Genomic DNA, 18,165 nt, shown 5'->3' with positions numbered 1-18,165 from the left:
CTTATTGATATCGGAAATGCAACGTATTGCCGTCATTAAGCTCCAGCGTCACCGGTACGGCTTTACTGCCGCCCTGTCCCTGAAGCCAGCCGGAGAAAAGCCCCGCGAGAATGGCAGCAAATGCCGTCTGCCAGTCGGCGGCAGGCCGATAACTGTCGCCTGCGGGTGCAGCGTGGTGCTTAATTAAGATGGCACTATCCTGCGGCTGTAACTGAACAAACCCCCAGTTGAAGCGGGCCAGTTGCAGGTTACATTCACGCTCCAGATCCTGCACGGTACGGGCTGCGGGCAACGCATAACGTGCCGCAAGTGATTCACCCATGTTATATAAAAAAGCCATGGCCTGCTCCTGGCCCGCGTTGGCAATCATGCCTTCGACCAGAACGCTGACCAGATCAAACCAGCCTGGCTGATGTGGGTGGCTCGGCCCACTCAAAGCTTCACTCATTAGTTGTCTCCGAACAGGTAGCGGAAATAGAGCTGCGCGCTGCTTTCGTTATAATCACCAAAGGTGTCATAACCCAGTTGCCCGCCAATCGTGACATCTTTATCGATTTTATAATCGGCACCTGCATGCAGGTTGTAACCTACACCGTTTTTACTGTTGCCCTCGTAGAAGGCGCTTTTGACATGCCCGTTGGCGGCCAGCGCTTCCAGCTGTGCCTGACGGGACGGATCGTTCGGGAAGTACGCACTCTTATCCTGGCTGTAACTCTGGTAACCCAACGCGCCGCCAATATTCACCTTCAGGTCATCGAAGGTGCGCGTGAAGTCGATCGGGAAGGAGATGGACGCATAATCCTGCGGGCTAAAATAGCCACCCTGTCCGTAGCTGAAGTAGCTGAGATTTTTTGAGAAATCCATCCACGATAAACTCATACCGACTTTAAGTTCACGATCGTCAGCATGGAATGGACGAACATAGACGCCCGCATTGGCTTGCAGGTTGTTGTTACTGGCTACGTTTTCACCTACATAGCTGTAAGCGCCAGCCCCGACATACATGCCGGCGTCGCCATTATCGTAGCTCAGTAAGGCATTACCGCCGTTTTTGGTGACGTTCCCCCAACGCTTGCCGCTGGATTTATCTTCAGTCCCGACATAGGACAGCAGACTGTCAGTAATCGCACGCCGTTCCCCGGTCAGGATAAGCGTCAGGAAGTCCGTGATTTTGGGCGACCACTGCACACCACCGACCAGCGTATTCAGGTCCTGGCCCAGCGGCGTACTGCCTAAATCCACTTTGTAGCTGTCGCCCTTAAGCGCCAGGCTTAGCTCAACCCCAGAGGCCGTTTGCGAATTGGTCGAGGCCGTCGGCACATCGTCCACTTTTGCGCCATTGGCCGCCACCACTTTGCCTTGTTCCAGCGCGTTGGTGCCGAAACGCCGCCATGCATCGCCCGCAGCGCTGCCCGCCGTCAGTGACACTGGCGTCATGGTAAAGTCGAACCGTGCGTCGCCGAACGGCACAGTTGAGAAAGTGAGTGGAGCTTTCGCTTCCGTCAGCTGACTCAGGCCCGACTCACCGTCACGTCCGCGTACCTGTACCGTGCCCTGTGCCCAGGTGCCCGTTTTTTCCTGGAGGGTTTCCATCATGGCATCAATATCATGTAACGTCTGAGCCTGCTGAGAGGGAACATTCGTCGTACTGGCCACGGTGGCATCCGGCGATGTGCCTGATGAGGCCGGCGCAACCTGCCAGGGCAATACCGTGCCATACGTCGACGGCGTGCGCCCAACAGGCGAGGTGCTGCGGTTCACAAATGGGTTGTCGGCGAGTGCCAGTCCGCCGATGGTTGGCGTGGTGCCGGGCTGCGCACCTTGCAGACCGATAATTTGTCCCCGCGCCGTTCGCAGATAACGCATGGCCTGGCTATGGTCGCCATTGGCTTCTGCCACCTGCGCGAGGAGCAACTGACGTTGCGGCGTCGGGTCGGGCGTCAGGCCACGGGCCAGTTCATTGGCACGCTGCACATCGTTTTGCGCCAGGGCAACATTGATCGCGCCAACGCGCGCGTCCTGCGACGGCGTATCCTGCGTCATTAAGTAGTCATAGACGACGCCCGCGTCTTTATTCATTTTGCCGTCCTGATAGAGACGGGCCATGGCAAACATTAAATCGCGGTTTTGTGGATCGCGCTGCAGCGCGCCAATTAACTTATCGTACGCGGCGGCGTACTGTTTCTGCTGACGCAGACGATCCACCTCGTTAATCAAATAGCCTTCACGCAAGTCGGCCAGTTGCTTAGGCGTACTGCGTGCCTGCAGCGCAGGCGTGCTCAGAAAACGTTGTGCTTCACTCTCAAGTCCGGCCTGGTTCAGCACGGCCACCTGTGCAGCATAGTCACCGGCATTGCCCTGAACACCCCGTTGCATATTGCCACGCACGACCGCTACGGCACCGGCAAGATTGCCGGCTTTTGCCAGTTTCTGTGCCAGATTTCCCGCATCAACCGGATTATCCGGCGGGTTGACGGCAAGGGCTTTTAACGTATTCGCCGCTGCCGCATCAGATCCTTGAGCCAGATACTGATCGGCCGTGGCCATTTGCAGATTAAAATTTACCCGCTGTGCCAGTTCCCGCATATCACGCGTTTGTGCACTGGCGGGAATACGGGCCAGCAATGCGCTTGCCTGCTGCCAGGCACCACTTTCGCTGGCGTTTAACGCACCGGCATAAAGCTCAGCCGTGCTGGCGCCGTCGCGCATCACTGGCTGCATCACGCTCGCCGCCTGGATTGAATCACCTTGCTGCCGATAAAGTCGAGCCAAATCAAGGCGTAACCAGCCATCCTGCGGATAGCGCTGAATGCCCTGCTGCAAGGTGGCGATAGCCGCACTGATGTTGCCCGCTGCTACCTGCCGCTTCGCCAACTGGCGAACAGGATCGACGCTGCTGCGACGCGGCGCCACACTTTGTGTGACGCTTTCTGGCAGCGAAGCCAGTAATGTATTGGCCTCCGCAGTGCGATTCTGCTGGCGTAACACATAGAACAGCCCTTCGCGCGCATTGCGGTTATCCGGATCGTTTTTTAAGATCGTGCGATAAGCCTGCTCAGGTTGATTGCTTCGACGTAACACATCAGCGCGGAATAAGCCTGCTGCCACGCCTTTTTCGCCTTCCGCCTGAGTAAGGGGGGCGCTGAGTGCCAGTGCCTGCGCACTGTCACCGTTTTTAAATGCCTGTTGGGCGTTGGCTAACTGGGCATAAAAACGCGCATCAGCAGCCTGCTTCTGCCGATCGGCGCTCTGATCGCCGCCCAGTTGTGCCGCGCGCTGCAAGTAGTCCGCCGCCTCCTGATAACGGCCTTCTCGTTGAGCCACATAACCCATGCCAGCCAGCGCATCCGCATCCTGGGGGTTCGCCTGCAGCACTTTGCCAAAACTGGTTTCTGCGCTGTTCACATCACCGCTGTTCAGCGCGCTAAAACCTGCCCCCTTCTCCGCGCCGCCGACATTTTTACGGTAATAGTCCATCACCGCAGTATCCTGGGGATGACGCTGCTGCCAGGTTTGGTAAAGCGGCGCATCTGAAGCCTGGGGCCCCAGCCATAAAAGTGCCTGGCGAAGAGAGCGATCGGCATCCTGATTGCCGCTGGCCAGTGTACTGAGCAGCTCAATCCCTTCACGTCGGGTTGAATCCTGATATGTCAGTGCTTTTCCCAGCGCCAGTCTGGCCCCCATATCCTGCGGATGCTGAGCCGAAAACTGGCGCAATGCTTCAATCGCCTGCGGCAGCAGGGCACGGTCACCCGCCATGGTCAGGTAATATTCCGCAGCAACGCTGGGGGGCGGCTCATTGCCGCTAAAGGTATTGCGCCAGGTTTGCAAGGCCGCCGCGATATTGCCACTCCGCGCCTGCTGGCGAGCCAGGGAGAGCTGTGCCTGAGGAATGCTTTGCAGCTGGCGAGCGTTATCCAGTTCAGCCAGGTGCGGATCGTTGGGCGAAACCTGGCTGAGGCGCGCACGGTACTGCATCGCGCCCGCATTATCGCCACTTTGCTGAGAATAGAGCGCCAGCAGGTAAAGTGCCTGGGTGTTATCAGGCTCCACCATTAACACTTTCTGCAGGGACGCCTTCGCCAGATCATCGTGCGCTTTTTGATGCCAGTAGGTTGCCTGATCAAATAACGCCTGCAGCGCAGGATTGCTGCTCTCCGCTGCCTGAAGCGGCAGAGATAGGGCGATTGTCCCGCCCAGCACTAACGCACGACAGATCCCGGCACTGATTTGGTTTTTATTCATTATTATGGCCCTTACTTCTTACCGGCATCGCGATTATCATTTGCCTGCAGTCGACGCGAGGCATGTCGTTTCAACATGGCCCACGCGGCACTGCCCACCACGGCGGAAAACAGCAGCGCAGCCAGCGCCATTAATACCGAGTGCTGGTTGGCATACCATACCACCATCATGTACCACGGCATTTCCCCACTGGGAAACTGCGGCCCAACCCGGAAGCTTCGGATGCCATTCTCATCGGTAATAATGGCAGTATCGCCTCTTACCGCCGCATTAATACGGGCAGAGCTGAGGTCACCATGTAATCTCAGCAACTGGTCGTCACTGGTAGCAACCGCCATCACGACCAGACGATCCGGGTTCCATGTCGAGCGGTAACTCAGAAAACCACGCCAGGACTCATTCGAAGAGAAATAGCGATCGGCATCCAGTGGTTGACGATACCAGTCACCCATCAGCCAGCTGCGCAGTTTTTCAAGCGTGGTCGGTTCTTTCACACCCAGCGCGCTGCCGTTAGCGTCATAAGGCGAGTTTTCGAGCATTGCCTGATTGAATGCGCTGTTTCCGGTCGTGCTCACGGCCAGTAAATCCGTTTGCTGAACCCGTGCCAGGTTATTGCCGCCGTTTGGCAGACCAAACAACACCTGATTCTGTGCCAGGACAACACCCGTCGCATTTCCCGCGCGAGCGGACAGATTTAACAGCGTGGAAATTTCCGCATCGCTGGGCTGCCCAGGCAGCAGTAGTGTGGTTTGTGAAAAGTCCGCCAGACGGGAAAACGGAAACGAAGCGCCCACAAAATAGGACAGGTTAGGCAACATGCTAAAGTGCCGCGTGTGACTCAGATCGATCCAGGAGTCCTCTTCAATTCGGCTCTTAATATTGTTGTTGAGTAACACGCCGCAGGGCGCATCGGCCTTGGGCTTAATATTAAAATAGAGCGCCAGCTGGTTATCGCCGTAAATCAGATAGGGATCGAGGTTAATCTGGTAATGCTCCTGACGCGCATCGCCACCCAGGCGGTGCCAGACGCTTTCCAGAAGCCCCTCTTTATTGACGGTCAGATTACGCAGGAAAGTTCCGTTCAGGGTGACATTGAGCAGTGAGTTTTTCTCATCAATCCAGGTCTCTGACGGAAAGCGGTAATGCAAATGGAGCGGAACCGTATCCCCATCCCACAAAAACAGATCGGGCGCTGCGCGGAAATTAACCCGCATCGCATCGTGCCAGATACCGGTCGCGGTAAGGCTTTGATCTTTGCGCAACAGCTGACCCAGACGGACAGGATGGAGCGTATTGATCCAGCGAGGCGCATCGTAAGGACTGCGACTGGCAATGGATTGCGGCTTAACCTGTAACATGCTGCCATCGGTGGTCAGGGGCTGGGTTGTCAGACGATTCGCGGCCTGGCGCAACTGATTTTCGTCTGCGCCACTCACCAGCAGCAGCTTATACACCGGATTGCCTGGATTATCGACCATTTGCAGGGTGGGCCCTGAACTGGCAGGAAAGGTCAGTGTGCCAATCTTGTCACCGGGATGACCAAACAAGATGCCGTTTTTTTCCGGCAGCGTACCGCGGACAACCGGGAAGCTGATGCCGCGGTAATCACTTTGAATGCCCAACCAGGATGCCACCAGCACTGCCGCAGTGACCGTGTCGGGTGAAACGCTGTTGGTAAAGGCAAACGTGACATCCGCTGCGGTCATACGTTGCGGGTCAATAAATGGCCGCGGGAAGTTACGCAGGCTGGTGCCAATATTTAACTGCTGGCCTTCAAGGCTCAACATCGTTTTGGGCAGAATAGTCACCTGATACTGTTCCGCACTGTCTTTTTCGCACAACAGCTTATCGGCGTCGTTAATTTTAAAACTCAGGTTGTTGTTGGACACGATCATGGCCGCCGGAATGTCCAGCTGGTAATCGCTTTCATCACTGTCGCCCGAACCTAACGGCAGCGTACCGAGCGGTTGGCCGTTTAACATTAACTGCAGAGAAGTATTACGTGCCGCCAGCGCCTGGGAAACGCGCAGCGACAGGTTAAGGCGTGCGTTGGTCACTACCTCATCGCCTGGCAACGTAAACAGGATACCCGATTGCAGTTGACCACCGGTCAGCGTAATCCCCTGCCGCTGCCCCATTTGCGCCACGCTCAGCGTGCTGCTGACGGGCTGATTGAGCATGCTGCTGGCCATCGCGGTCGCCGTAGCCTGACCCGGTGCATAAGGGGTTGCACCCGCCGCCGCTTCCAGGGCCGGTTCTGCGTTATCAAGCCCCGCCGGTGGCGGTACGCTCGACAGCGCGCTGCTGTCATGGGTGACGGTAGCAGGGCTGCTGGCAGACGGCGCAGCGGCTGTCCCGCCATTCGGCATCGCCGATCCGGAAGTCGCCTCATGAGTTGAGGTTGATACCGCAGGGTTCTCTGCCCCGGTGCTGGCTGCTGGGGCTGCGCTGTTATTCAGCCCGGCATTGCTGTCTGGCGCTGGGCTGTTGTTTGGTGTGGTATTGCTATCCGGTGCAGTCCTCATGATCGGGGCAGCACTGCTATCTGGCACAGGGCTGTTGTTGATTACTGCGTTGCTGCCAGGTGCGGCGCTGTTGTTGAGGGTGGTATCGCCATCCGTTGCAGTCCTCATGATCGGGGCAGCACTACTACCTGTCGCAGGGCTGTTGTTGATTACTGCGTTGCTGCCAGGTGCGGCGCTGTTGTTGAGGGTGGTATTACCATCCGCTGCAGTCCTCATGATCGGGGCAGCACTGCTACCTGTCGCAGGGCTGTTGTTGATTACTGCGCTGTTATTCGGCACCGCGCCACTTTCCGGTGCCGCGCTGTTGTTTAACACCGCATTGCTGTCCGTGGTCTGGCCGTTATTTACCGCAGTAAGGCTGGCGTTATTACCGGCAACGGGCGCCTCTGCCGACGCCGGCAGAGCCCACAATGCAGCCGAAAGCGACCCTGCAAGCATCGACTGTATCAACATTCTCATACTGCACTGTCCTCTTTCACCGCCACGTTTTGCGCTCCGCCTTTACGTTTCTCACGGCGATCTAACCAGGTCAGCCAGAACAGTTCGAAAACAGTACGAATAATGGTACCCAAAGAAGTAAGGGGGTTATCTTGCTTATATTCAGGCTGAATCCATGCATCCGCTCGCGCCAGTACCACACGCACCAGTTCGCGACGACGCGACAGCGGCATTGCGCCAAAGCTGAGACGAATGCTCTCTTCATCGCCGGAAATTTTGCTTGCCGGGATAGTAATCGTGCCGGATTTCAGCAACAGATCGATCTCTTCAATCGTGTCATGCTCATGACGGTTATCCGGTGCGTCCAGATGCGCGCCTCCCATTGAGAGATCGCTGGTCATAGTGCGCGAGGAAATACCGCTGGCGTAATGAATAATGGCCGGAATTTGCACCTCGATACGAATCGTTTTTCGTACCTGCTTGGTTTCACGCGCGACCGCAATCGCGGCCATTAAAATAATTAAGCTGAAGATCGCCCAGCCTACGTTAAGGGCAATCACGTAAGGATCGACACCAAAATAGTCATGCATCGTCGCACGCACGATACCCGCTACGATGCCAATGCTGAGCAATAGCGCAACGATGACGTGCGGGCGAACAATATGGAAATCGAAGAAGCCCTGATCCAGTACGCCGCCTTTGTCCGTTACGTTAAATTTGCCATGCTTAGGTGACAGCAATGTCAAAATCGTCGGAATCACCAGGTGGAAACACATGACGGTTTCATAAATTTCCCCCCAGAAGGTGTAGCGGAAACGGCCATTCATACGCGAGTTTACCGACAACGACAGCACCAGATGAGGCAGGACATAAGCAAAAATAAGCGATGCTGACGAATGGATAATATTCAGATTGAACAACAGATAAGCCAGCGGCGCGGTCAGGAAGATGACGCGCGGCAGACCAAACTGGAAATGCAGCATGGCATTGAGATAGCAAAGCCGCTGTTGCCACTTTAAGCCACGACCCAAAAGTGGGTTATCGACGCGGAAAATCTGCGTCATTCCGCGGGCCCAGCGGGTACGTTGTATTACGTGCAGGCCCAGACGTTCAGTCGCCAGACCTGCAGCCAGAGGAATGGCCAGAAAGGCCGATCCCCACCCACGACGCTGCATTTTCAACGCCGTATGGGCATCTTCGGTCACCGTTTCGACGGCGAAACCGCCAATCTCTTCCAGCGCAGAACGACGAATGACGGCACAGGAACCGCAGAAGAAAGTCGCGTTCCAGTTGTCATTACCCTGCTGCACCGGACCATAGAACAGCGCACCCTCATTAGGAATACTGCGCGCTGCGCGCAGATTGCGTTCAAAAGGATCGGGCGAATAAAAATAGTGCGGCGTCTGTAACAGCGCCAGCTTAGGATCTTTCAGGAACGGGCCCACCGTTGCCTGTAAAAATGTGCGGGTCGCTACGTGGTCGCAGTCAAACACGCAAATCAGTTCACCTTTTGTGATCTTCATTGCGTGATTAAGATTACCGGCTTTGGCATGGCTGTTATCGTCGCGCGTGATGTAGCCCACACCCACGTCGGCCGCGAATACAGCAAACTCCCGGCGTTTTCCATCGTCAAGCAGGTAAACCTTTATCTTGTCACGCGGATAGTCAATGCACTGTGCGGCCAGAACAGTGTCACGTACGACATCAAGACTTTCATTATACGTGGGGATATAGACATCAACCGTTGGCCACAGGCTGGTGTCCTCCGGCAGGGGTTCAATCGTTCGCTTTAATGGCCATGTGGTTTGCAGGAAGCCGAGTATAAGGATCAGCCAGACATACAGTTCCGCAATATATAAGCCAATGCCAAGAATCGCTTCGATTTCAGAATTAAAATACAGTGTTTCCGTCGTCCGCCACCATATATAGCGGGATGACATCAGGGCGGAAAGAATAACCATCACTACCGTTATTTTACGGCTTTTACTGAACCCCAATAAAAACACCATACCAATGCTAATCAAGCCAAAAATATACTGTTTTTGACTATCCATCGGCGTGATAATAATCACCGCAGCAACAGGTGCAAGCACCAGCAGCAGCAGGTAAAACCCAAGTTTACCCATGACCCACCCTGAAAGAGCTGTTTTTTTAACCTGCCGGAGCAGGTCATTACATTTAGTAGTTACCGGTGTTAATTTGCGCCTGAACTTCGCCATTCCCCACCGTGATATTCAGAATACTGGCGACACGCTTGGTGATCAGTTCGATATCAAAGGCAGCAGCAGAGGCAGGGCTGAAATCATAAACGGATTGCTGCGAGGCGTTGGCCTCACCCACACTTTCATCACGATGAATCTGCCCCAGGAGCGTATCGCCCAGCCGTTGCTGAAGAAAAGCGGTCACATCGCGATTGATATTCCGGCGATTGTCGCACTGGTTGAGGATAAAATAGTGACCGTGCCGGCTGTTCAGCGGCTGCCCAATCAGGCGGTTTTCTTCAATATGGGGTAACAGTGACACGGAGGCGGTATCCGCCAACATAACGACCAAATGCATATCGGCTAACGCCCTGATGGCTTTAAGCGCAGGTCCGGGTCCGGGAGGAAAGTCCGCTACCATCACCAGGCCGGGATAGTTCAGTAACGTATCAAGGCCTCGCTTGAGAAAATGCGGGTCTTTAGTCAGATTCTCTTCGAACCGCTCACGCTGGGCTTCGGTAACATTGCCGTAAGGCAGAACAAAAATGTTCCCTCCGGTCGTCAAAATAGACTGGCTCCAGTCAGCCTGCTCCTCTGAGCGAGCAACGAAACCCCGTCCGTCATTCAGGGGAACGCCGAAATGAAGACGCAATGCATTCTGTACATCAAAATCAATTGCCAATACCTTGCTACCCGATCGGGCCAGACTCCAAGCCAGATTGGCTGCCAACGTAGTTTTTCCCACCCCACCTTTGGGCGAGCACACACAAACTAACGGCATAAGGCAATCTTCTCCAGTAACGGTTTTAATAACGTTTCTTTAGGTAAATTCTCTGACGCGCTGTTACGCGCACGGAACAGATCGCTGAAGCGACCGTTCTCTGCTTCAGGACGTGCCGGGATTGAGGGGGCAGTGTCAGGTGCCGTTACCGGCGCATGCGTCTTCTGTACGGCGACCCCGGCCTGAGGCGTTGCTGAGGATGTCGGGAACAGGGAAGAGGAAGCGTGTGAAGCAGGCTCAGTCACGTCAGGAAGCGGCTCGCTGGCTGACAGGCTGTTTATGAGGGAACGGGAAGAGGCAGATGCAGGCGTCGACACCTGCGCGCTCTGAGTTAACGCTGAACCCATGTCCAGACTAAACTCATCACCCTGAATCGGTTGTGGCTGGGGTAAATCAATACGCTGGCCACCACTAAACGGCATTTGCTGATCGTCACTTGCCAGTTGACGAATGAGAGACCATTTACTTTTCTCCGCCGCTTCCTGCGATTGGCCTGACATATCCTGAAAGGCGATATCGAGCGTTTTTGTCTTTTCCTTAAAACGCTGTAAGTCGTCGTAATTCTTCATACACCACAACCTAAAACATAGGGAGGATTTTTCCAGGAATATATCATAATAATTTGAACACAGTGAGATAATTCTGATTACAAAACCAACAGATTCAATAAGAAAGCTTAATGCTAATTAGTTGTGTTTAGCAAAAAATGAGCACTAACTCACATATATTTCGTAAAATTATTGAGACAGCCTTAAGTAAAATATCAGCCTCAATGATTAACATCTAAGTATCTACTAACCCGGGGAGCATGGCTAACACAACTCCTTGTATTGGAAAGCAAAAAAAAGCTGTCTCGTGTACTGTCGTTTTTACAGCATTCTGACATTGGTGCTTAAGGGGGCTTTGTTGAATAATAGGTAATCATTCTGTTTTGTCTGCACTGTTTTGGTAGAAAACGCTGATGCCAGACAGAACACCGTCATACGCAAGCATGTAATGCATTGATTTTATGTTATCTGAAACAACCGTTTTCATAGTACCACAGCATAAAATCCATTTATTCAACAAAGCCGCTTAAGGGTTGTGAGAATATTGAATTATGGTTGGTAAAGTATTACTACGCGAATGCGTGGCCAACAAAACCTGTATTCTTCAAATCCGGCGGCACGTCACATCCCAGGATTTATGAATGTCGCGAACGGGCAGAGGAAGAACATGCCACTAACCAGCGGTGCATTTTGGCGATGAGTGACGCCAGGAAGGTAACGACAGCGTTGCGGGCTTCTACAGTCAAGCGGAATCACCTGTCGTTTACCTACAAGGATTCCGCCTGACAGGACATCTCTAGCGCGTCACATCACCTGACGCAATCAGTTGGTTTTCATCCTGATCAACCGCAAAGCAGGCTATCTGCTGGTCGCCGTACTGCTTCAGTTTCGGCTGTAACTGAACGCAGGTGCCAAAACGGCGACGGCAGCGCGCATTGAACGCGCAACCCGGAGGCGGATTGAGCGGGCTGGGGAGTTCACCGGTCAGCTTGATACGTTCACGACGATCGTCAGGATTCAGACGTGGCGTGGCCGACAGAAGCGCCTGGGTGTAAGGATGGCGGGGATGAGCAAAAATCGCCTCTTTACTGCCCTTTTCAACGCAGCGTCCCAGGTACATCACCATCACGTCATCTGCAATGTGTTCAGCCACCGACAGATCGTGAGAGATGAAGACATAAGACAGCCCCATGTCTTGCTGCAGATCCATCATCAGGTTAAGCACCTGCGCACGCACTGACACGTCCAACGCCGAAACCGGTTCATCTGCGATTAAGACATCCGGATCGAGCATCAGGCCACGCGCAATCGCAATACGCTGACGTTGTCCTCCGGAAAACATATGGGGATAACGGTCATAGTGCTCGGTTTTCAGACCGACTTTGGCCATCATTTCCAGCGTTTTTTCACGCCGCTCGGCTTTAGTGAGCGAAGTGTTAATGATCAGCGGCTCTTCCAGAATCTGGCTGACTTTTTTACGCGGGTTTAGCGAACCATAGGGATTTTGAAACACGATCTGAATTTTCTGTCGACGCAGCTTTTGCGCCTGCGGATCGTGTTTTAATAAATCCTGACCATGCCAGTAAAGCTGCCCTTCCGTCGGCGTTTCAATCATAGTCAGTAAACGACCTAACGTGGATTTGCCGCAGCCTGACTCCCCCACCACGGCCAGTGTTTTTCCGCGCTCCAGGTTAAAAGAGACACCATCCAGCGCTTTGACCAGCCGCTCCTGACCAAATAAGCCTTTTTTCACCGGATAGTGTTTTTTCAGGTCAATAGCCTGCAGCAGATAGGCGTGCTTCGTTTTCTCAGGACTCATAGGTTGGTCTCCCGGCATCGTCCAGCGGATAGTGACATTTGGACTGACGTCCCGGAATCGTCCGCAGTTCAGGTTCTTCTTTACGGCAGCGATCGTTAGCATAAGGGCAGCGTGGATTCAGCAGACAGCCCATTGGACGATCGTATTTGCCTGGCACCACCCCCGGCAATGAGGCCAGGCGTGCTTTATCGGCCGCGAATTCTGGCAGCGCACGCAATAACGCCTGCGTGTAAGGATGACGGGGGGCTTTAAAGATATCGGACGCTTTGCCGCTCTCTACTACCTGGCCGGCATACATCACAATGATATGGTGGGCCGCTTCTGCCACCAGTGCCAGGTCGTGTGTGATCAGGATCAGCGCCATGTTTTCCTGCTTTTGCAGGTCCAGCAGCAGTTCAATGATCTGCGCCTGAATCGTCACGTCCAGCGCGGTCGTCGGTTCATCGGCAATCAGCAGCTTTGGACGACAGGCGATCGCCATCGCGATCATCACGCGCTGGCTCATCCCACCAGACAGTTGATGCGGATACACATCCAGCCGCGAGGCCGGATCGGGAATCCCCACCTGATTCAGTAGATCAATCGCCCGCTGGCGGCGGGTACTTTTATTACCGCCCTGATGGACCTTAATGGCTTCCATGATTTGGTAACCCACGGTATAGCAGGGATTCAGGCTGGTCATCGGGTCCTGAAAAATCATGGCCACTTCGGCGCCCACCAGCTGACGGCGCTCTTTTTCAGAGATACGTTTTAGATCGCGTTGGTTGAATTCGAGCTTTTCCGCCATCACCTTACCGGGGAAATCGATCAACCCCATGATAGCCAGAGAACTGACGGATTTACCCGAACCCGACTCACCGACAATGCCCACCACCTGGCCCTGTTCAACCTGATAACTGATGCGGTCTACTGCGCGGAACGGTGCCTTATCGTCGCCGAAATGCACCGATAACTTATCTACATTTAATAACGCCATCTCGGTGCCTCTTTACTGCTTGAGTTTCGGGTCGAGTGCATCACGCAAACCATCGCCCATCAGGTTAAATGCCAGCACGGTCAGCAGAATGACTAATCCGGGGAACGTCACCACCCACCAGGCACTTTGCGCGTACTGCAATACGTCGGAGAGCATAGTGCCCCACTCCGGCGTTGGCGGTTGCGCACCCATACCGAGAAAGCCCAACGCCGCCATATCAAGAATGGCGTTGGAAAACCCTAACGAGGCCTGAACAATTAACGGGGCCAGGCAGTTAGGCAGAATATTCACAAACATCTGACGCAGCATACCGGCACCGGCGACACCTGAGGCCGTCACATAGTCACGATTGACCTCAACCAGTACCGCCGCGCGTGTCAGACGGATATAGTGCGGCAGCGCGACAAAGGTCAGAGCAATAGAAGCATTGACGATCGACGGACCAAAAATGGCGACCAGAACAAGGGCTAACAGCAGGCTAGGCAGCGCCAGCATAATGTCGACCAGACGCATAATCGTGGCATCAACCGCTCCACCGATATAGCCCGCCAGCAGGCCGAAAATCACGCCAAAAATCAGCGACAACACAACGACCATGCAGCCCACCAGCAAGGAAAGGCGCGCGCCGTACATCAAACGCGAGAGGATATCGCGCCCCACATCGTCGGTGCCCAGGATATAGCTCCAGCTTCCTCCCTCCTGCCACACAGGTGGATGCAGCAGGGCATCACGGAACTGCTCCGCCGGGCCGTGCGGTGCCAGCACCTCGGCAAAAATGGCAATTAAGAGCATCAGAATGATGTAAACCAGCCCGATAACCGCGCCTTTGTTACGTTTAAAGTAGTGCCAGAACTCCTGAATCGGGGTCATCGGCTTAGGTGCGACATTCACACTCGCGGGATCAACGACAGACATGGTGCCCCCTTATTTCTTATGACGTATGCGCGGGTTCACCACGCCATACAGCAGATCAACCAACAGGTTGACCAGGATAATCAGGATGGCCGTCAGCAGCACACCGCCCTGCACGACCGGATAATCACGGCGTTGCAGCGCTTCGATCAGCCAGCGCCCCAAACCCGGCCAGGAGAAGATGGTTTCGGTCAGGATGGCCCCTGCCAGCAAGGTGCCCACCTGCAAACCGATGACCGTCACAACCGGCAACATCGCATTACGCAGAGCGTGAACGACGATAACGCGCATACGCGTCAGGCCTTTCGCCCGGGCGGTGCGGATATAGTCTTCACCCAGCACTTCCAGCATAGAGGAGCGCGTCATGCGCACGATGACGGCCAGCGGAATGGTGCCCAGCACAATCGCGGGCAGAATCATATGCATGACGGCATCTTTGAAGTCGCCAGGCTCTCCCCAGATGAACGTGTCAATCAGCATAAAACCGGTCAACGGATGGCTGTCGTCCAGAAACACCGTATCTGCCACGCGACCTGAAACCGGTGTGAGATTGAGCTGGACCGACACCAGCATAATCAACATGATGCCCCACCAGAAAATCGGCATCGAGTAGCCGGTCAGGGAAATCTCGACCGCGGTGTGATCGAATACAGAACCACGTTTTACTGCGGCCAGAACGCCAACCGGAATCCCCACGGCGACGGCAAACATCATGGCGCAGATCCCCAGTTCCAGGGTGGCTTTAAAGCGCGGGACGAATTCAGTCCATACAGGAATGCGGCTCTTCAGTGAAATACCTAAATCACCGTGCAGCACACCGTTGATATAGTGCAGATACTGTTTCCACAGCGGCTGATCGAGCCCCATCATCGCCATTAACTCAGCATGGCGCTCGGGGGAGATACCGCGTTCACCTGCCATGATCAGCACCGGATCGCCCGGGATCATATGCACAAACGCGAAGGTCAATAATGTAATACCGATGAACGTTGGGATGACAAGCCCCAGACGCCGGAGTATGAACTGCAGCATAGGCGTAATTCTCAGTCGTTTTCCTCTGGCCCTGGCCAGAGATAACATTGCTCATTAACCGCATCCCGCGACAGCAGAACGCGACGCAGGAAGCGCTTCTTTTTGTAAAAGTAATTAGCCGGAAAAAAAAGAGCAGATAACAGGCGACCTGACACGGTCGCCTGAGGGCCGGTAAAACCGGCCCTGACTGCAGTAATCCGAAAGGTTATTCCTGAATATCGACGGTATCGAAGTGATGTTTACCTAATGGATCAACGACATAACCAGTAACTTTCTTGCTTACAGGCTCATAAACGGTTGAGTGAGCGATGATCAGCGCAGGCGCCTGGTCATGCATTACAACCTGAGCCTGCTTGTAGTACTCAATACGTTTGTTGTGATCGGATTCCGCACGTGCTGGCTGAATCAAATCTTCAAACGGCTTGTAGCACCAGCGCGAATAGTTAGAGCCGTCTTTCGCCGCCGCACAGCTGAACAGCGTTGCGAAGAAGTTATCGGGATCCCCATTATCGCCAGTCCAGCCCATCATGACCGTCTGGTGCTCACCCGCTTTGGCACGTTTCAGGTACTCGCCCCATTCATAGGTGACAATCTTGGCTTTCACGCCAATTTTCGCCCAGTCAGCCTGAATCATCTCTGCCATACGGCGCGCGTTCGGGTTATAAGGACGCTGAACCGGCATTGCCCACAGATCGATAGAGAAACCATCCGGCATACCGGCTTCTTTCAGCAACGCTTTGGCTTTCTCTGGATCGTAGGCATAGTCTTTAACATCGTTGTTATAGCTCCACATTGTCGGTGGAATCAGGTTTTTCGCTGGCTGGCCGGCGCCCTGATAAACCGCATCAATGATGGCTTTCTTGTTTACCGCCATGGTCAGTGCCTGACGCACTTTCACGTTATCCAGCGGTTTTTTCTCGGTGTTGAATGACAGGTAACCGACGTTCAGACCTGGCTGCTCCATCAGGTTAATTTTGCTGTCTTTCTTCATGCTGGCGATATCAGCCGGATTCGGATACGGCATGATCTGACATTCGCCTTTCTGCAGCTTGGCGTAACGTACTGACGCATCGGGGGTAATCGAGAAAACCAAACGATCGATTTTTGGCTTGGTTCCCCAGTAATCCGGGTTGGCTTTGTACAGGATACGTGAGTCTTTCTGGTACTGCTGAAGCACAAACGGCCCGGTGCCCACTGGATTCAGGTCAATTTTTTCAGGCGTGCCGGCTTTCAGCATGTTGTCAGCGTATTCTTTGGACATGATGGAGGCGAAATCCATGCCCAGATCAGCCAGGAAAGGCGCTTCAGGACGTGTCAGCACAAAGCGAACGGTATGATCGTCTACTTTTTCGATTTTGCTGATCAGCTTTGGCATATCCATACCTTCAAAGTACTCGTAGCTGCCGCCAGAGACGTTGTGGTATTTGTTGTTTTTGTCTAACTGACGCTCAAAAGAAAACACGACGTCATCCGCGTTAAATTCACGCGTAGGTTTGAAATCTTTAGTCGTTTGCCATTTCACGCCGTTGCGTAAATGGAAGGTATAGGTTTTACCGTCAGCACTGACGTCCCACTTTTCAGCCAGTCCAGGTACCAGTTCGGTCGTACCCGTTTTGAATTCAACCAGACGGTTATAGATTGGAACAGAGCTGGCATCGTACGTCGTACCCGACGTAAAGAGTTGCGGGTTAAACCCTTCCGGAGAACCTTCAGAACAATAAACCAGGGTTTTCGCCTGAACACCTGCGGCTACGGTCATGGCGACGAGGCTCAGACCGACCTTCAGCATCCTGGATTTGGCCAGGGAGTTGATCATGCTTTTGCTCCATTGTGATGTGTTGTTGTGTGCATTGCCCGACCTCTGGTTTTTTTATGCGGTTCAGGCGGTCCACCCTGAGCGGGTGATAAGAGTGAGATATTTTTGTTTTGATAATGCTGATTGATAAGTACCCATCAGAAAAATCTGTATCTGCACCGTTATTGACGCATCAATTTGTCAACAGTTGCAAAGAACGTCAATACAACGGTTAGTTATTTACACAGAGTGTGAGGAATAGCAAGCAACGATAAAAAAAACCCTGCGCGCGCTAACGCCCTATATTGCACAGTGGCGTGGCTTTATTTCCGCGTATTCTGCTACGACAGTCATCGTTAAGCAGTCATTACCACTAAATAAAATCGTACATCATTTAGCGCCAAATGTTGGATATCTGAACGATTTCCTGTGCGTTATGACGTTCATACAGCGGAAAATGCTGATATTTTCTCGCAAAAATTTAACATTTTGCTTTTTTACAGCATAACCAAAACTTATATTTCGCCTGCCAGCATCCCTCAGGCAACAAGGCCTGCATCGCCTTGAGATGGCAAAATAGCGGTCTGTCATGAAATTGCGCTGCAAGGATGTGTTATTGGTTTTTCACAAAATTACTGACATGAGATTTTCTAATAACAAACCCATAAAGGCTTGCTGTGATGACGTAATTTTCACAACACGTCATAAGCCCCGTCATAAACACAGGTGACGATGACTATGTCAGGCCGCAGCAAAAAAGCTGTTTTATCATTGGGTTAAAAACTAAACAGAAAGAGTAAAGACGGCCCCTTTATTAACGAAACCCTGCGCATGCACGGCGCAAGCTGCCTTCGGCAGTTCTCACCCGCTTTTATTCAGGCGAAAAAAAACCT

The 18,165-nt window shown here is 53.5% G+C and carries 11 protein-coding genes; all 11 read right to left on the bottom strand.

The features are described from left to right. Position 1: 1 nt before the first annotated feature. The 11 genes from bcsD to dppA all read right to left on the bottom strand — a co-directional run bounded on the left by bcsD (position 2) and on the right by dppA (position 17,293). A complete protein-coding gene (gene bcsD, locus F7Q90_RS05345) occupies positions 2–448 on the bottom strand; it encodes a cellulose biosynthesis protein BcsD (protein WP_006121417.1) in 447 nt (148 codons plus the stop codon). Further along, the gene (locus tag F7Q90_RS05340; RefSeq protein WP_006121416.1) at positions 448–4,245 is read right to left on the bottom strand and encodes a cellulose biosynthesis protein BcsC; all 3,798 of its coding nucleotides are present in this window, start codon (positions 4,243–4,245) and stop codon (positions 448–450) included. Before F7Q90_RS05340 ends, bcsD begins: the two co-directional genes overlap by 1 nt. Before the next feature lie 11 nt (positions 4,246–4,256). After that, entirely contained in the window at positions 4,257–7,229 is a 2,973-nt protein-coding gene (bcsB, locus tag F7Q90_RS05335; RefSeq protein ID WP_006121415.1) for a cellulose biosynthesis cyclic di-GMP-binding regulatory protein BcsB, read from the bottom strand. After that, positions 7,226–9,334 (bottom strand): UDP-forming cellulose synthase catalytic subunit, encoded by a 2,109-nt coding sequence (gene bcsA, locus F7Q90_RS05330; protein WP_006121414.1) that lies wholly within the window; start codon positions 9,332–9,334, stop codon positions 7,226–7,228. The genes bcsB and bcsA overlap by 4 nt, the downstream gene beginning before the upstream one ends. A gap of 52 nt (positions 9,335–9,386) precedes the next feature. Further along, on the bottom strand, positions 9,387–10,190 hold the full coding sequence (gene bcsQ, locus F7Q90_RS05325) for a cellulose biosynthesis protein BcsQ (RefSeq protein ID WP_006121413.1): 804 nt from the start codon (positions 10,188–10,190) through the stop codon (positions 9,387–9,389). Next, the gene (bcsO, locus tag F7Q90_RS05320) at positions 10,181–10,759 is read right to left on the bottom strand and encodes a cellulose biosynthesis protein BcsO (protein WP_006121412.1); all 579 of its coding nucleotides are present in this window, start codon (positions 10,757–10,759) and stop codon (positions 10,181–10,183) included. The genes bcsQ and bcsO overlap by 10 nt, the downstream gene beginning before the upstream one ends. A 775-nt stretch (positions 10,760–11,534) precedes the next feature. Beyond that, positions 11,535–12,557, bottom strand: coding sequence for a dipeptide ABC transporter ATP-binding subunit DppF (gene dppF, locus F7Q90_RS05315; RefSeq protein WP_006121411.1), 1,023 nt, complete (start codon positions 12,555–12,557; stop codon positions 11,535–11,537). Beyond that, positions 12,547–13,533: a dipeptide ABC transporter ATP-binding protein gene (gene dppD / locus F7Q90_RS05310; RefSeq protein WP_006121410.1), complete on the bottom strand. Its 987-nt coding sequence runs from the start codon at positions 13,531–13,533 to the stop codon at positions 12,547–12,549. The genes dppF and dppD overlap by 11 nt, the downstream gene beginning before the upstream one ends. A gap of 12 nt (positions 13,534–13,545) precedes the next feature. Further along, positions 13,546–14,448, bottom strand: coding sequence for a dipeptide ABC transporter permease DppC (gene dppC, locus F7Q90_RS05305; protein WP_006121409.1), 903 nt, complete (start codon positions 14,446–14,448; stop codon positions 13,546–13,548). Between the two features lie 9 nt (positions 14,449–14,457). Further along, the gene (gene dppB / locus F7Q90_RS05300) at positions 14,458–15,477 is read right to left on the bottom strand and encodes a dipeptide ABC transporter permease DppB (RefSeq protein WP_006121408.1); all 1,020 of its coding nucleotides are present in this window, start codon (positions 15,475–15,477) and stop codon (positions 14,458–14,460) included. A 205-nt stretch (positions 15,478–15,682) separates the two neighbouring features. Beyond that, the gene (gene dppA / locus F7Q90_RS05295; RefSeq protein WP_006121407.1) at positions 15,683–17,293 is read right to left on the bottom strand and encodes a dipeptide ABC transporter periplasmic-binding protein DppA; all 1,611 of its coding nucleotides are present in this window, start codon (positions 17,291–17,293) and stop codon (positions 15,683–15,685) included. Between the last annotated feature and the right edge of the window lie 872 nt (positions 17,294–18,165).

Origin of the sequence: Pantoea stewartii subsp. stewartii, assembly GCF_008801695.1 — a bacterium.
In the GTDB taxonomy this organism is placed as follows: domain Bacteria; phylum Pseudomonadota; class Gammaproteobacteria; order Enterobacterales; family Enterobacteriaceae; genus Pantoea; species Pantoea stewartii.
The sequence above is the reverse complement of the archived record's forward strand: the minus strand, read 5'-3'. Positions and strand labels throughout refer to the sequence as shown.

What these genes read in the sequence shown, in the direction of transcription:
- bcsD (WP_006121417.1), bottom strand. Translation starts at nt 448, where the DNA reads ATGAGTGAAGCTTTGAGTGGGCCGAGCCACCCACATCAGCCAGGCTGG.
- F7Q90_RS05340 (WP_006121416.1), bottom strand. Translation starts at nt 4,245, where the DNA reads ATGAATAAAAACCAAATCAGTGCCGGGATCTGTCGTGCGTTAGTGCTG.
- bcsB (WP_006121415.1), bottom strand. Translation starts at nt 7,229, where the DNA reads ATGAGAATGTTGATACAGTCGATGCTTGCAGGGTCGCTTTCGGCTGCA.
- bcsA (WP_006121414.1), bottom strand. Translation starts at nt 9,334, where the DNA reads ATGGGTAAACTTGGGTTTTACCTGCTGCTGCTGGTGCTTGCACCTGTT.
- bcsQ (WP_006121413.1), bottom strand. Translation starts at nt 10,190, where the DNA reads ATGCCGTTAGTTTGTGTGTGCTCGCCCAAAGGTGGGGTGGGAAAAACT.
- bcsO (WP_006121412.1), bottom strand. Translation starts at nt 10,759, where the DNA reads ATGAAGAATTACGACGACTTACAGCGTTTTAAGGAAAAGACAAAAACG.
- dppF (WP_006121411.1), bottom strand. Translation starts at nt 12,557, where the DNA reads ATGAGTCCTGAGAAAACGAAGCACGCCTATCTGCTGCAGGCTATTGAC.
- dppD (WP_006121410.1), bottom strand. Translation starts at nt 13,533, where the DNA reads ATGGCGTTATTAAATGTAGATAAGTTATCGGTGCATTTCGGCGACGAT.
- dppC (WP_006121409.1), bottom strand. Translation starts at nt 14,448, where the DNA reads ATGTCTGTCGTTGATCCCGCGAGTGTGAATGTCGCACCTAAGCCGATG.
- dppB (WP_006121408.1), bottom strand. Translation starts at nt 15,477, where the DNA reads ATGCTGCAGTTCATACTCCGGCGTCTGGGGCTTGTCATCCCAACGTTC.
- dppA (WP_006121407.1), bottom strand. Translation starts at nt 17,293, where the DNA reads ATGATCAACTCCCTGGCCAAATCCAGGATGCTGAAGGTCGGTCTGAGC.